The sequence below is a fragment of the Brachymonas moutaii (nom. illeg.) genome, from assembly GCF_049977365.1.
Taxonomy (GTDB): Bacteria; Pseudomonadota; Gammaproteobacteria; order Burkholderiales; family Burkholderiaceae_C; genus Brachymonas.
This window is the reverse complement of sequence record NZ_JBNGEN010000001.1, coordinates 630,510-644,422: the sequence shown is the minus strand read 5'-3', so window position 1 is coordinate 644,422 and position 13,913 is coordinate 630,510. Positions and strand designations below refer to the sequence as shown.

The 13,913-nt window shown below is 62.2% G+C and carries 14 protein-coding genes and 3 tRNA genes; 6 read left to right on the top strand and 11 right to left on the bottom strand.

The window, feature by feature from the left end; all coding sequences use genetic code 11:
- Nucleotides 1-2 precede the first annotated feature (2 nt).
- Nucleotides 3-1,130, top strand: a complete 1,128-nt coding sequence (mutY, locus tag ACP2WS_RS02905) for an A/G-specific adenine glycosylase (RefSeq protein WP_426459419.1) — start codon at nucleotides 3-5, stop codon at nucleotides 1,128-1,130.
- Between the two features lie 6 nt (nucleotides 1,131-1,136).
- On the opposite strand, the gene rapZ is transcribed toward mutY, so the two are convergent.
- From rapZ to ACP2WS_RS02890, 3 genes are all read right to left on the bottom strand, one after another.
- The gene (gene rapZ, locus ACP2WS_RS02900; RefSeq protein WP_426459582.1) at nucleotides 1,137-1,991 is read right to left on the bottom strand and encodes an RNase adapter RapZ; all 855 of its coding nucleotides are present in this window, start codon (nucleotides 1,989-1,991) and stop codon (nucleotides 1,137-1,139) included.
- 76 nt (nucleotides 1,992-2,067) lie between these two features.
- Entirely contained in the window at nucleotides 2,068-3,804 is a 1,737-nt protein-coding gene (recN, locus tag ACP2WS_RS02895) for a DNA repair protein RecN (RefSeq protein ID WP_426459417.1), read from the bottom strand.
- Between the two features lie 2 nt (nucleotides 3,805-3,806).
- Entirely contained in the window at nucleotides 3,807-4,718 is a 912-nt protein-coding gene (locus tag ACP2WS_RS02890) for an NAD kinase (protein WP_426459415.1), read from the bottom strand.
- A 30-nt stretch (nucleotides 4,719-4,748) separates the two neighbouring features.
- Between ACP2WS_RS02890 and hrcA the strand changes: the two genes are divergently transcribed.
- On the top strand, nucleotides 4,749-5,765 hold the full coding sequence (gene hrcA / locus ACP2WS_RS02885; RefSeq protein WP_426459413.1) for a heat-inducible transcriptional repressor HrcA: 1,017 nt from the start codon (nucleotides 4,749-4,751) through the stop codon (nucleotides 5,763-5,765).
- 112 nt (nucleotides 5,766-5,877) lie between these two features.
- Here the strand turns inward: hrcA and ACP2WS_RS02880 are convergent.
- Together ACP2WS_RS02880 and ACP2WS_RS02875 are read right to left on the bottom strand one after the other, a co-directional pair.
- A tRNA-Arg gene (locus ACP2WS_RS02880) sits at nucleotides 5,878-5,955 on the bottom strand.
- Nucleotides 5,956-6,078: 123 nt separating this feature from the next.
- Nucleotides 6,079-6,156: transfer RNA gene (locus tag ACP2WS_RS02875), tRNA-Arg, on the bottom strand.
- Between the two features lie 260 nt (nucleotides 6,157-6,416).
- Between ACP2WS_RS02875 and ACP2WS_RS02870 the strand changes: the two genes are divergently transcribed.
- Nucleotides 6,417-7,157, top strand: a complete 741-nt coding sequence (locus ACP2WS_RS02870; RefSeq protein ID WP_426459581.1) for a sulfite exporter TauE/SafE family protein — start codon at nucleotides 6,417-6,419, stop codon at nucleotides 7,155-7,157.
- 72 nt (nucleotides 7,158-7,229) lie between these two features.
- Here the strand turns inward: ACP2WS_RS02870 and ACP2WS_RS02865 are convergent, their stop codons facing one another.
- The 3 genes from ACP2WS_RS02865 to ACP2WS_RS02855 all read right to left on the bottom strand — a co-directional run bounded on the left by ACP2WS_RS02865 (nucleotide 7,230) and on the right by ACP2WS_RS02855 (nucleotide 9,484).
- The gene (locus tag ACP2WS_RS02865) at nucleotides 7,230-8,267 is read right to left on the bottom strand and encodes a P1 family peptidase (protein ID WP_426459411.1); all 1,038 of its coding nucleotides are present in this window, start codon (nucleotides 8,265-8,267) and stop codon (nucleotides 7,230-7,232) included.
- A complete protein-coding gene (locus ACP2WS_RS02860) occupies nucleotides 8,248-8,889 on the bottom strand; it encodes an energy-coupling factor ABC transporter permease (protein ID WP_374491280.1) in 642 nt (213 codons plus the stop codon). The genes ACP2WS_RS02865 and ACP2WS_RS02860 overlap by 20 nt, the downstream gene beginning before the upstream one ends.
- Before the next feature lie 82 nt (nucleotides 8,890-8,971).
- Nucleotides 8,972-9,484, bottom strand: coding sequence for a hemerythrin domain-containing protein (locus ACP2WS_RS02855; protein WP_374491278.1), 513 nt, complete (start codon nucleotides 9,482-9,484; stop codon nucleotides 8,972-8,974).
- Between the two features lie 337 nt (nucleotides 9,485-9,821).
- Here ACP2WS_RS02855 and ACP2WS_RS02850 point away from each other — a divergent pair, with 337 nt between their 5' ends.
- Together ACP2WS_RS02850 and ACP2WS_RS02845 are read left to right on the top strand one after the other, a co-directional pair.
- Nucleotides 9,822-10,295, top strand: coding sequence for a universal stress protein (locus tag ACP2WS_RS02850; protein WP_374491276.1), 474 nt, complete (start codon nucleotides 9,822-9,824; stop codon nucleotides 10,293-10,295).
- A gap of 78 nt (nucleotides 10,296-10,373) precedes the next feature.
- Nucleotides 10,374-10,449: transfer RNA gene (locus ACP2WS_RS02845), tRNA-Gly, on the top strand.
- Nucleotides 10,450-10,745: 296 nt separating this feature from the next.
- Here the strand turns inward: ACP2WS_RS02845 and ACP2WS_RS02840 are convergent.
- Nucleotides 10,746-11,606 (bottom strand): TetR/AcrR family transcriptional regulator, encoded by an 861-nt coding sequence (locus ACP2WS_RS02840; protein ID WP_426459408.1) that lies wholly within the window; start codon nucleotides 11,604-11,606, stop codon nucleotides 10,746-10,748.
- Nucleotides 11,607-11,612: 6 nt separating this feature from the next.
- On the opposite strand from ACP2WS_RS02840, the gene ACP2WS_RS02835 reads away from it, so the two are divergent.
- Nucleotides 11,613-11,783, top strand: a complete 171-nt coding sequence (locus ACP2WS_RS02835) for a hypothetical protein (protein WP_426459406.1) — start codon at nucleotides 11,613-11,615, stop codon at nucleotides 11,781-11,783.
- A gap of 96 nt (nucleotides 11,784-11,879) precedes the next feature.
- On the opposite strand, the gene queC is transcribed toward ACP2WS_RS02835, so the two are convergent.
- Together queC and ACP2WS_RS02825 are read right to left on the bottom strand one after the other, a co-directional pair.
- Nucleotides 11,880-12,632 carry a 7-cyano-7-deazaguanine synthase QueC gene (gene queC / locus ACP2WS_RS02830; RefSeq protein WP_426459404.1) on the bottom strand — a complete coding sequence of 251 codons (753 nt, stop codon included), beginning with the start codon at nucleotides 12,630-12,632 and terminating at the stop codon, nucleotides 11,880-11,882.
- 9 nt (nucleotides 12,633-12,641) lie between these two features.
- Nucleotides 12,642-13,559 (bottom strand): 5'-nucleotidase, encoded by a 918-nt coding sequence (locus ACP2WS_RS02825; RefSeq protein ID WP_374491270.1) that lies wholly within the window; start codon nucleotides 13,557-13,559, stop codon nucleotides 12,642-12,644.
- Nucleotides 13,560-13,913 lie beyond the last annotated feature (354 nt).

Here is a 13,913-nt window from a genome sequence, read left to right as displayed (position 1 = left end):
ACATGGAGATATCCGACAGCCAGGGAGCGAACGAGCACGCGGAGGTGGAAGTTCTCTTTGCGCCCAGGCTCATCGAGTGGCAGCGGCGCTGCGGGCGACATGGGCTGCCCTGGCAGGGGGGGCATGATCCGTATCGGATATGGCTCTCCGAGATCATGCTGCAGCAGACGCAGGTCACGACGGTTCTGGGGTACTACGGGCGGTTTCTCCAGGCATTTCCGGATGTGCAGGCGTTGGCACGTGCCCATGAGGATGAGGTCATGGCGCTCTGGAGCGGGTTGGGCTACTACAGCCGCGCCCGCAATCTGCATCGCTGCGCCCAGGACATCGTGGCGCACCATGGCGGATGCTTTCCCCGTTCGGCGGCTGAGTTGCAGCAGCTGCCGGGCATAGGCCCCTCGACGGCAGCAGCCATTGCGGCTTTTGCGTTCGGGGAGCGGGTATCGATTCTGGATGCCAATGTCCAGCGGGTGCTCTGCAGGGTGCTGGGGATGGCAGATGATCTCTCGCAGGTGGCCGCGCTGCGTCGCCTGGCCGGGCGGGCAGCGGCACTGCTTCCGGCAGCTCCCGTCTGTCCAGCCGACATGCAGGCCTATACCCAGGGGCTGATGGATCTGGGGGCGATGATCTGCACTCCCAGGAATCCTGTCTGCACCCAGTGTCCCATGGAGTCTTGCTGTGTGGCCCATGCATTGCACTGCGAGACCGCATATCCGGTGCGTTCGCGTCGCCTGCGCCGTACAGCGGAGACGTGGTGGCTGCTGGTGGCAGAATCGGCAGCCGGCATATGGCTGGAAAAACGTCCGTCCACAGGCATCTGGGCGGGGCTGTACTGTGTGCCGGTATTTGCTGCGGAGCAGGACGCACGCGAGTACGCCAGGGCCCAATGGGGAGTGGCAGCCGAAGGAGCGCTGGAGGCATTTCCTTCTTTCAGGCATGTGCTGACCCACAAGGATTTGTATCTGCAGCCGTTGTGCCTGCAGGTGGATGCTTCTGCCGCGTCAGGGCCATCGGATGCGGAAAGACAGGCCGGCTGGCGCTCGGATTGGCAGTCCCTGGGGCTGCCAGCGCCGGTGCGCAAATGGCTGCAGGAAAGAGAACATCTGGTTCTCTGGACAGAGAGCCGGTAGGATTGATCAGAAATCCTGATCCCTGTGGCGGCGCAGGCAGGTCCACTCGCTGCAGAAATCCTGATAAAGCCGTTCGACGAGATAGACCGAACGGTGCTGTCCTCCGGTGCAGCCTATGGCCACGGTGACGTAGCTGCGGTGGTTTTCCGCCAGTGCAGGCAGCCAGCGCTGCATGAAGTCCCGGATGTTGGCGTGCATGATGCCGACTTCAGGCTGTGCTTCCAGGTAGTCGATGACTGGGGCATCACGGCCCGTCAGCGGGCGCAGCGCCGGCTCGTAATACGGGTTGGGCAGCATGCGCACATCGAACACGAAATCCGCGTCGGTCGGAGTGCCACGCTTGAATCCGAAGGATTCGAACACGAGCGTGATGTGGCTTTGCGGCAGCGCCATGAGGGCACGGATGTGGCTGCGCAGCTGGGCTGCGTGGGTCATTGTGGTGTCGATCACATGGGCGTGGCTGCGGAAATCTGCCAGCAGCTCGCGCTCCAGTGCAACGGCATCGCGCAGATCCTGATCCTGGTTCTTGCCTGCGATGCGTGTGAGGGGGTGCTTGCGACGCGTCTCCGAAAAACGGCGCATGAGCGTGGCGTCACTGGCGTCCAGAAAAAGCACCGATACCTCGACCCCACTGCGCTTCAGGGTGTTGATCTGCAGCGGAATGAGGGGGAGGGAATTGGCACTGCGGGCATCCACGGCAATGGCCACGAGGCGGCTCTGGTGCTGGCGCTCCACTTCAATGAACGGCAGCAGCAGCTCGGGCGGCAGGTTGTCGACGCAGTAAAAACCGGAATCCTCCATGGCATGCAGCGCCACCGACTTGCCGGAGCCCGACATGCCGCTGATGATCACCAGCCGCATGGGGAGGGCCTCTGGAGAGGGAGAGGGGCTGGCCGGAAGCGAGGAGGGGAGGGGAGAAAGGGGGGGCATGATCGGCTCAGGAAGGGCGTGTCCGGGAAGACGCGCTGCGGCCACGGGGGGTGAAAAGTTCGGTCTGTACCGATTCGTCCCCAGTGGCCTGTCCGGTTTTCAGCATTTCTCGGGCATGGGCCAATGGGGTGGCTGCACCGGGCTCGCCGCCCAGCATGCGGGCCAGTTCGGCAGCACGGCCGGCATCGTCGAGCGGTTCGGTATGACTGACTGTGGCGTGGTCCTGGGGATCGATGGCCTTGGATACACGCAGGTGGTGATGGGCAGAAGCTGCTACCTGTGGCAGGTGAGTGACGGCCAGTACCTGGCGATCCTGTCCCAGCTGGCGCATCATGCGGCCCACGGTGTGGGCCACGATGCCACCCACGCCCGCGTCGACCTCGTCAAAGATCAGGGTGGGTGCCTGTCCCAGCTTGCTGGTAGTGACGGCAATGGCCAACGAGATGCGGGAGAGTTCGCCGCCCGAGGCCACCTTGGCAATGGGGCGAGGACTGCTGCCGCTGTGTCCTGATACCAGAAAATCGATGGTGTCCGTGCCAGTGGCAGAGGGAGGAGCTGGGAGGAAAGAGACTTCGAATCTCCCCCCCTCCATGCCGAGTTCCTGCATGGCGGCCGTGATGGCGACAGCGAGCTGGGCGCCGGCCTTGCGGCGGAGCTGGCTGATGTGCTCGGCTTCCTGGAGATAGGCTTCCCGCGCCTGCGTCACCCGGGTTTCGAGGGCCGCCACATCGATGTCGTCTTCGAGAGCTTGCAGCGCCTGCTTCCAGTCGTGCCAGGTTGAAGGCAGCGATTCCGGTGCGAGACGCAGCCTGCGTGCCAAGCTCAGCCAGCTTCCGAGGCGCTGATCGAGCTGGGCCAGCTGCTCCGGATCCCATTCGACGCGATCGAGATAGCCGCCCAAGCCACGCAGCGTTTCCTGCAACTGGGTCTGGCTGGATTCGAGCAGCTCGATCCATTCCTGGAAACGGGGTTCGATCGAGGCATGGTCGGCCAGAGTCTGGGCCGCGCGGCGCAGGCCATGCTGTACGCCGACTTCCTCGGCGTCGAGGAGGTCGATGGCCTGCCGTGCACTTTCAAGGAGCTGCTGGGCATGCGACAGGCGCTGGTGTTCTGCATTGAGCGTGTCCCATTCGCCTGGCTGGGGGGCAAGCCTGTCGAGCTCGGCCACCTGCCACTGCAGTCGCTCGCGTTCTTCCTCGCGGCGTGCCAGACCGGATTGGGCTGCTTCGAGCTGTGCCTGGAGTGCATGCCATTGTGCCCAGGGAACCTGCAGGGCCTCAGCCGGAATGCGGCCATAGGCGTCGAGCAGCAGGCGGATCGAGGCCGGGTGCATCAGGGACTGCCAGGCATGCTGGCCATGGATATCGACCAGCAAACTGCCCAGCTCGCGCAGCTGGGTCGCCGTGGCAGGGATGCCGTTGATCCAGGCGCGGCTCTTGCCCTGGCTGTCGATGCTGCGCCTGAGCAGCAGGCCCGACTCGGAATCAGGCTCGATGCCATAGGCATCGAGGAGTGGGAGCACAGGTGCGATGGTGTCGAACTGGGCAGTGATGTCTGCGCGGGTACAGCCTTCGCGCACGGCATGTGCATCGGCGCGTGCTCCCATGACGAGCTGCAGAGCGTCGATCAGAATGGACTTGCCTGCCCCGGTCTCGCCTGTGAGCACGGTAAACCCGTCGGCAAGATCCAGGTCCAGCGTCTGCACAATCACAAAATCGCGAAGTGTGATGCGCCGCAGGGCCATGGTCAGTTGCCTCCTTTGTTCCAGTGCAGTTTTTCCCGCAGGGTGTCGAAATAATTCCAGCCGATGGGGTGCAGAAACCGGGCCTGCAGCTCTGAGCGCTGCACCACCACCCGATCTCCGGGCTGCAGGGCAGAAAGCGACTGGGTATCGAAGGTGGCACTGGCCTTGCGTCCTGCCACCAGTTCCAGCGTCACCTTGCAGGAATCCGAGAGCACGATGGGGCGGTTCGACAGGGTATGCGGGGCTATCGGCACGAGCACCCAGCCCGGAATGGAGGGATGCATCAGCGGCCCTCCGGCCGACAGTGCGTAGGCCGTGGAGCCAGTGGAGGTGGCGATGATGAGACCATCCGCACGCTGGTTGCAGACGAAATTGCCATCTACTTCGATGCGAAGTTCCACCATGCCCGAGGTACTCCCCCGGTTGATGACCACGTCGTTGAAGGCGAGGGCGTCATACACGCAGCTGTTGCCCCGCATCACGTGGCTGTGGATCATGGCGCGGGGATCCTCGGTATAGGCTCCCTGCAGCATGGGCGGCAGCGTGTCGCTCACCCGGTCGATCGGAATGTCGGTGATGAAGCCCAGACGCCCCTGGTTGATGCCGATGAGCGGTACCTGGGCAGGGGCCAGTTCACGGGCAGCACTCAGCATGGTGCCGTCTCCACCCACCACTACAGCCAGATCGCACTGCTGGCCGATCTCCACCATCTCCAGGGTGGGGAACAGCCGATCCAGTCCGGTGATCTCGGCGGAGCGCGATTCGATGGCCACCTGGCATCTCTGCTCCTTCAGGCAGGTAGCGACGCTCATCAGGATGTTGGCGGGTGTCCCCTCGGTCTGTGAAGCCTGCGGCGCCGGGTAGTTGCGCAGGTACTTTCCTATCAGCCCCACATGTTGAAATCTTGGTTTCATGTGCGCATTAGATCATTAAAATGTGACGCCATGCTTGATGACCGCGCCAAGTTGCTGCTCCGGACCCTGGTGGACCGTTACATTGCCGACGGGCAGCCCGTAGGGTCGCGTGCGCTTTCGCAGATGCCCGGACTGGAGCTGTCTTCGGCAACCATCCGCAACATCATGGCGGACCTGGAAGATCTGGGGCTTCTGGCGAGTCCTCATACCTCGGCAGGCCGCATTCCCACTGCGCGTGGCTACCGCATGGTGGTCGATGCCATGCTCACCGCCGAACCGGCTGGTCTGTCCAGGCAGATTCCCGCCAGCCTCACGCTCGAACCCGAGCAACCCAAGCAGGTTGTTGCCAAGGCAGCCCATATGCTCTCGGATCTGTCGCAGTTCGTGGGGGTCGTGGTCAGTCCCCGCCGTGGATCGGCCTTTCGGCACATTGATTTTTTGCGCCTGTCCGAGCGGCGTGTGCTGGTCATTCTGGTGTCGCCAGGCGGAGACGTGCAGAACCGTGTCCTTTTCACCGAGACCGATTTCGACCAGCCCCGACTGACTGAAGCCGCCAGCCATCTCAATAAGCACTACAGCGGCATGGACATGGAACAGGTGCGGGCCAGTCTGCGCGGAGAGGTCGAGCACCTTCAGGGTGAAATAGCTGCACTCATGGAGGCGGCCATTCAGGCCAGCGCCGAAGAGCTGCAGGATCACGGACAGGACGTGGTGATTGTGGGAGAGCGCAACCTGCTTTCCGTCACGGATTTTTCCTCCGACATGACCCAGCTGCGTCGTGCCTTCGAGCTGTTCGAGCAGAAGACACAGCTCATGCGGCTGCTCGACGAGTCGATCCAGGCGGCAGGGGTGCATATCTATATCGGGGGCGAAAGTGGCTCGCTGCCAGTGGAGGAGCTGTCCGTGGTCAGCGCGCCCTACCATGTGGGAGGGCAGGTGGTCGGCACTCTGGGGGTGATTGGCCCCGTGCGCATGCCCTATCGCCGCATGGTCGATATCGTCGACATCACTTCCAAGCTGGTGAGTGGTGCCCTCAGCCCGCGCTGATTTTTTCCGCTGAGGACGAAAACGGAGGCGAGGCTGCCTCCGTGCGGCGCAGAAACAGGGATAAAGAAGATAAAGAAAAAGGCCTGCACAGAAAGTGCAGGCCTTTTCAATATGGTGCGGCTGGCAGGATTCGAACCCACGACCCCTTGGTTCGTAGCCAAGTACTCTAATCCAACTGAGCTACAGCCGCTGAAGGCATTCATTGTAGCATGACTTTTTGATGGTTATAAGGAGTTTGCAGGAGAGATGTGTCGATGCAGACGATTCCACGCAAAGAAAAAGGCCTGCACAGAAAGTGCAGGCCTTTTCAAGGTGGTGCGGCTGGCAGGATTCGAACCCACGACCCCTTGGTTCGTAGCCAAGTACTCTAATCCAACTGAGCTACAGCCGCTGAAGCATTGAATTATAGCAGCATTTTGAGGCCTGTGGCCTGCCGATGATTCTGTGCTTCAAGAAAGTTGCGTCATGGGGGGCAACAGGACTCCTTTTATGCCGCCTTTCCGCACCTCTCATGAAAGAGGCGGTGAGAAGTCTGTGGAGGCCCTGCGTGTGCGCAGTCGTTCCGGTATCCCTAGAATGGCGTGCAATTCGCAGAGGGAGTGCGTCCTTGAGGGGCGTGATGGGCCTGGCGCGGGAGAGGAATGACGAATGATCTATGCATTGATTTTCATGGCCGGCATGTGGGCGGGCCTCCAGAACGCATTGGCTGGAGGGGGGTCGTTCATTACCCTGCCTACGCTGATCCTGTCTGGCATGTCGCCGCTCGCTGCCAACATCACCTCCACGGTAGCCCTGTTTCCCGGGCAGGTGACTTCAGGCTGGGCAGGGCGGCGCCACGTGACAGGGGCTGGGAAGCTGGGGTTCAGGGCGCTGTTCGTCATCAGTCTGCTGGGAGGGGCCTTCGGGGGGCTGCTGCTGCTCAAGACTCCTTCCTCGATCTTTGCACGTCTCGTGCCATGGCTGGTGCTGTTTGCCACCGTGATGTTTGCCTGGGGCAGCTTTCGTCGCAGGCCGATCGAGGCTTCTGCCGCTCTGGGGCCGGTGGCGGCAGGGATGGTGCAGTTTCTCATCGCCATCTATGGGGGATATTTTGGTGGTGGCATAGGCTTTCTCATGATGGCGGCGCTCACCATGGCCGGCTTGCCGACGCGCAATGCCGGGGCAACCAAGAATGCCCTTGCCGGAGTGATGAACGCATCGGCTGTGGCTCTGTTTGTCTTTTCCCCGGATCTGCACTGGCGTGAGGCCGTGTGCCTGGGAAGTGGAGCCATTCTCGGAGGCTTGCTTGGAGCCTGGGCATTGCACCGTGTCAACGAGCGTCTTCTGCGCATGGCCATTGTCACCATCGGGCTGGGTCTGACGGTGGGGCTCTTTCTGCGGCCCATCCATTGACCCTTGACGGAACCGATTTGGGAAAGGCTCCAGTGTGCTGTGCTTGGGATCCGATCCGATCAGGTCTGAGGGCTATTTCTGCGGGCGGGGGCGGGCAGCCAACGCTGCTTCGGCTGCGCTGGGCCAAAATGAATCGTCTGTCCGCAGGGACTGTGCGCTGCAGATGGCGGAATGTACGGCCATGGACACCACTGTGCTGGCCATGGCTGCCAGTGTCAGTGCATCCGGCGGTGGCGTGTCCACGACATCGGCCTGCCCTGTAGCCAGGGCGAAGAGGGTATCGCCATCCAGCAGGGTATGCACTGGTGTGATGCAGCGGGCCAGACCATCGTGCCCGGCCACGGTCAGGCGCTGGAGCAGTTCGCGGCTGAGCCGGGCATCGGTGGCGATGACGCCGATGGTGGTGTTGGTGCCAGGCAGCACCGTGGCCGGTGACTGGCCCTGCACCAGACTGGCCATCGAATCTCGCAGTTCAAGGCTGTCCGGCGTTTTGCGGCTGCCGGCCAGGAGGTGGCCATTTGCAGCATCACGCACATCGCCGACGGCGTTGCAGGCCACGAGTGCCCCGACCGTGATGCCGTGCAAGGTGAGGCTGGCGGAGCCTATGCCCCCTTTCATGGCACAGTCGTTTCCGAAAAGCTTGCCCACTGTGGCGCCGGTTCCCGCACCGACATTGCCCTGTGCAAGGGGCTTCTGGGATGCCGCAGTGCAGGCCGCATAGCCATCCTGCGCGGTGGGGCGGATACGGGCATTCCCTGTCGGAAGATCGAACAGCACGGCAGCCGACACCAGGGGCAGGTGGCCGAAGCCGGTTTCCATGCCCAGCCCGTGCTCTTCCATCCAGGCCACGACTCCCGTGGCGGTGTCCAGTCCCCATGCACTGCCACCGCTCAGCACTACGGCGTGGATGCGTTGTACGAGATTGCCGGATCTGAGCAGATCGGTTTCGCGCGTGCCTGGTGCAGCGCCGCGCACGTCCACTGCGGCCACCGCTCCTTGCGGCACCATCACGACGCTGCAGCCAGTGGGCCGATCGGAGCGGGTGTGATGTCCGGCGATCACGCCCCGCACATCCGTGATGCAGCCGGATTCAGGCGGAAGGGGGATCATGGGGATGATGAAAATACAGCCCATCCGACCAGGTGGCCAGCCATTCCGGGCGGAAGGCCACAAAAATGGCGGTCAGCATGCCTGTCATGAAACCATCCCCCCAGGCAATGAGCCAGTGGGCAATGGTGGTGAGACTTGGATCGACGTGGGGCAAGGACATGCCGGCCCATTCATGCAGCACACTGGAAGCGAACACGCAGGCTACTGTGCCAAAGAAGCCGCGACCGAGGATGTACACGAACAGGTGCGTGCCGATGAATCTGCGGATGAGGGCCCCCAGCAGCATGGCCAAGGTGGCAGGGAGGATGCCCAGCCAGAAAGCGTTTTCCATGATCAGCTGGGGTGGGGCATGACCTATCCATGCCGAAAGCACGGCGATCAGGCAGAAGGCAGGCACTGCCAAGGGCCAGCCAAGCATGAGAAGCACCATGCACGAGCCGGTCAGCTGCAGCTGAAGCGGCATGGTGTGCAGCCGGGGGAGTGCCCACAGCCATGGGGTAATGACCAGGCTCCCTAGAAAGGGGTTCAGCAGCTCTGTATCACGCAGCAGACGCCACGGCTGCATCGACAGTGCGATGCCAAGGGCGAGCAGAACCGGCAACCATTCCCAGGAAGTATCCATGGCGCGGATCATACCCTTCTCGTGCCAGAGGAATAGAGAAGAAACTCCGCGAAAGAATGTTTTCCTGGCTCCGGATGCGTGCTCAGGCAGTGACAGGGGGCTGGGTGGCCTGATCCTGGGAGTCTTCGGAGCAGGTGTCTCCGCCACAGCCGTGGATCACGTCGTGAGGAAGCATTTCGGGATGTGTCATGGCACCCGTGACAGGGTCGTAGCCCACCCGCCGCAGATGCAGGGCCAGGGCTGCATCCATGGTGTCTGCATGCTGGGGAAACCAGTTTGCCAGTTCGGTTGCCATCTGTCGTACCACCTTGAGATGGCCCTTGCGGCCATATTCGAGGCCTTCGCGCATCACGCCCAGCACCGCGCCATGGTGGGTGGTGTGGCAGTTGCTGGCAGCAAACCGGGTGGCCAGCATCCACCGGTTTTCGTTGTCGAAATGCACATCCGTGTGATCGATGAGGTGCTGCCATTCTTCCAGCAGGTGGGCATCGTCGGCAGCCTCGACGCGTGCGAGCAGGTCGACAAATTCGACATGGGTCTGATCCATGGCGTCCACGCCGAGCACGAAATCCTCATTCCACTCCAGTTTGCTCATGATTGCCTCTGCCTTGATGACTCGATGATCCCTGCGCGCGTGTCGGCGCACAGGCGCATGCAGTGTATAGCCACATGCGCTGCATACCTTGACCTGAATCAGGCACTGTCTGCGTGGCTTATCAATCCGCATGGCGCAGAGTACACTTTCCCTGCATTGCATTCGGTGTCCCTCGGAGTGGCGAGGCGTGGTCATCCAGACCCGCAGCAGCTTCGGGGCAGGGTTGGCATCCGGCCTTCATTGAGCTGATGAAGACGGAGCGTCGCAGAGAGGCGGACGGGTAGCAGCCTCCAGGGATGACCGGCACCATTCACCATTCTTTTGAGGAAGACGAATCATGTTCAAACATATCCTTCTGCCGGTTGACGGTTCCCGTACCTCCACGCTTGCCGTGGAAAAGACTTCCGATCTGGCCAAGGCGCTGGGCTCCAAGGTCACGGCAGTGTATGTGCTCGATCCCTATCCCTTTGCCAGCGCCGGCCCGGATTTCGCCTTTGGGCAGGCCCAGTACATGAGCGCCATCACCAAGGAAGCAACCGAAGTGCTCGATCAGGTGAAAGCCATGTTCGCCGCCAAGGGGCTGGCCGTAGATGTCATGACGGTAGATGCCTATGCGGTGTGGAAGGGCATCATCGACCAGGCCCAGAAGCTGGGTGCCGATCTGATCGTGATGGGGTCTCATGGCCGTCATGGCGTCGAGAAGCTCATGCTTGGCAGCGTGGCACAGCGTGTAGTGTCGCATGCGCCCATGTCGGTGCTGGTGGTGCACCAGGATGCAGCCCAGGCAGGCGCGACCCAGACAGCGGGCTAAACGGCGCTGTTCTGCAAAAAATGCAGATCTTTTGACGAGCGTGCCGAAACTGCGCTATACTTCATGCTTCAGCACAGCGCGGGAATAGCTCAGTTGGTAGAGCGCAACCTTGCCAAGGTTGAGGTCGCGAGTTCGAGTCTCGTTTCCCGCTCCATATGTGAATGTGCAGATTGCAGTACACAATCTGCACATTGTTGAAAAAAGGGCTTCGGCCCTTTTTTTCGTTTTAACGGTGGCTTTTCAAAGCACATGCATGTTGTGGCATGCAACATGTGATGCAGCATTCCCCATGGCCATCTTGGTGCCGAGGGGGATGGGCACTGAAGACGCGCCGTGAGCCTGTGGCGCATGGCATGCGCATCCGGCCGAATCCTGTACAGGAATCAAGCGGCCGAGCATGCTGGAACTTCTGCCTTTTCTTTGTGCCGGAGAAACGGCACCCGCCGCCCCTCAGGAATGCACGGAATTTACGGTGACGGACGAAGACTCGCATGGTGGACGGAACAGCATGCGCAGCTGCGATTCGCACAGCGTGCCGCCATCGATCGGATGCTCGGGGTCAAGGATGCCATTGTGGATCATGCCGATCCACAGCGGTCCAGCGAGCAGATGGGGATGCTGTGCCAAGGTGTCATCACCGATTTCGCCGCGTTGGAAGGCCCTTTGCGCATGGTGACGGATGTGCGCCAGGAAGGGGGCATGGACTTCCCTTCGATAGGCTTCGATCAGGAAGGGAAACTTGACCCCTTCCGCCAGAATCAGATGGGCCACCGAAGCGCGTCCAGTCATTTCCATGGTGCGCATGGCAGGCAGCAGGGTGCGCCGGAAATGGTCGACCACGAGTTCTTTCTCGCGAATCGGCTGCTTCTCGACTTCGCTGAGCGGGCCCTTGACCACCTGCTCGATCAAGCCGAGAAACAGCGCTTCCTTGTTTTCGAAACAGGTGTAGAGCGTCCCTTTGGCCAGGCCCGCGTGTTGGGCGATATGGCCCATGGTGGCCGCCGCATGACCCTGCTGCATGAACTCGGCCAATGCCGCCTCGATGATCTGTGCGCGGGTTTTGGCCGTCTTGGCGGGGCTGAGGCTCCGGATAGGTGGTTTCTGTGTGCGGGCATGCCACGGGGATCGATCTGGCAATCGGTGCCGTGGGATGGTCTGAGCCGTTGCTCGGGGCTGTTCGGGATGTTCGCAGGGACTCTGCTCATTGGTGCCTGTCTGGGAATCGGCCACATTGCGAGTCTGATGGTCATTGCGCGCGATTTTCGGCATTGCATGAGCGCGGTGACTGGCATATATACCGCTGCGCTCCATGTGGGCATGCTGCTCACCGGCGCGCTGGCGGCACCGCTTGCGCTGCTGGTAGGGTGGCGATTTGCCCTGGCCAGCAGGGCATGGCTGGCCTTGCTGCTGGCAGCGTTGTCGCTGGTGCTGGTCGTGACTGGGGGCGTGCTCTCACGCTCGCGGGCATCGGCTGTGAGCGTGCAATGAGTCAGGTTTTCACCGTCATGCGCGGGCCGTGTCTGGTGCTCCTGCGGGGCTCTCCAAGGGCGCTGCAGCATGGCGGCTTCAGGAGGAACTTGTGTGTCAGTGGGACTGCTGGGCTGCGAGATAGGTTTCGTAGCCCCGGGCGCGCAGCTGGCAGGCAGGACAGCTGCCGCAGCCGTATCCCCAGGCGTGACGATGGGAGCGGTCGCCCATGTAGCAGGTATGGGAGTGTTCGATGATGAGGTCGACCAGCCGGGAGCCCCCCTCGGGGATGCCACTGGCGTCGCCGAGGCGATGTGCGAGTTCCCAGGTTTCTGCCTTGTCGATCCACATCAGGGGGGTGTCGATGAGCAGGCGGCGATCCATGCCCAGTGACAGGGCGATCTGCATGGCCTTGATGGTGTCGTCCCGGCAGTCCGGGTATCCCGAAAAATCCGTTTCACACACGCCTGTGATCAGCACGTCGATGCCTCGACGGTAGGCCAGAGCGGCGGCCAGGGTGAGAAACACGAGATTGCGTCCAGGCACGAAAGTATTCGGCAGCCCGTTGGCTTCCATGGCAAATGCCATGTCGCGAGTGAGCGAAGTATCACTGATCTGGCCGAGGATGTTCACGTCGAGCATGTGATCCTCTCCCAGTCGGCCTGACCAGGAAGGAAACTGTGCGCGCAGGGCATCGAGGACGTGGAGCCGGGCATCGAGTTCGACACGGTGCCGCTGGCCGTAGTCGAAGCCTACGGTTTCCACGTGGGCATGGCGCTGCAGGGCCCAGGCCAGGCAGGTGGTGGAATCCTGCCCTCCGGAGAACAGCACCAGGGCGCGGCGGGATGTGAGATGGGAATGGAGGTTCATGCGGAGAGATCAGGAAAGATGTTCGTGGCTGACGCCGAACGTGACCAGGCCCGAAGGGACATGCTCGGACGCGTTGCGGACGTGGCCGGTCTGGTCGTCGAAGAAGAAATCCGGTTCGAATTCGCGCAGGAAGGGCCCCTTGGCCAGTCCGCCGAGGAACATGGCCTCGTCGATGGAGATGTGCCAGTTCATCAGGGTGCGGATGGCGCGTTCGTGTGCGGGAGCGCTGCGTGCCGTGACCAGGGCGGTGCGCAGACGCATCGGTGTGTCGCCCTGTTCGGAGGCAGTCTGCAGACTGTGCAGCGCTTCCAGAAACGGCTTGAAGGGGCCGGGCGGGAGGGGGCTGGATGCATGGGCGACCTCGTGGGCCTGGAAGGCGGGCAGCCCATTTTGCTGATAGATGCGTTCGGCCTCGTCGCCGAACAGCACGGCATCACCGTCGAAGGCGATCCGGACCGTATCGGGATGCTGGTCGCTGGCCTGTGGCGCCGAGGTGGCGACGCGGGCGGCGGGAAATCCCAGGGCCAGCGCTTCCCGCACGTCGGCATCATTGGCCGAGAGAAAGAGATGGGCGCCCAGCGGACGCAGATAACGGAAGGGATCGTCCCCCTGCGTGAATACGCCCCGCTGGATGGAGTGGAGTCCGTGCGCAGTGGCGGAGCGGAAGACTCTCATGCCGCTGACAGGATCGTTGCGCGAGAGCAGGACGACCTCGACTCGCTGGTGGTCGGAGGTGTTGAAACCGAGCAGCTTGCGCACCAGGGAGAATGCGACTCCGGGGGCTGCAGGATCATCGATGTGCGCGAGCTGGGCATGCATGTAGGCGCGGGTGTCACCGGCTTCGAACAGTCGGTTTTCGGCCTCGAAATCGAACAGGGCACGCGAGGAAATGGCGACGACAAGCTTGCCGTCCAGAGATGCGGGCATGCGGCAGGAATGGTGAGGTGAATCGGGACGATGATAGCCCAATCGTTCACGGGCTGATGCGACGGTGACAGGAAAGGACGCGGGGCAGAAAACCGGACGGATGGCGAGGCTGAGACTCACATGCGGGCCCTAAACGCCGCATAATCGCAGGCAGTGTCGCGCAGGAGGCGTGGGAATGCTGCCTTCTGGAGGCTCCCAGAAGGTTGATTTTCCAGCTGTGCCGCGACTGGAGGGGCAGCCCTGTTGCGCAGGGGAATCCGGAACAGGATTCCGCGCGAGATGCCGAGCCTTCGGGAAAATTCCCGGACCGGTGGGCGAAGTGGCGGCCCTGCATGCATTTTCTGGAATTCACCC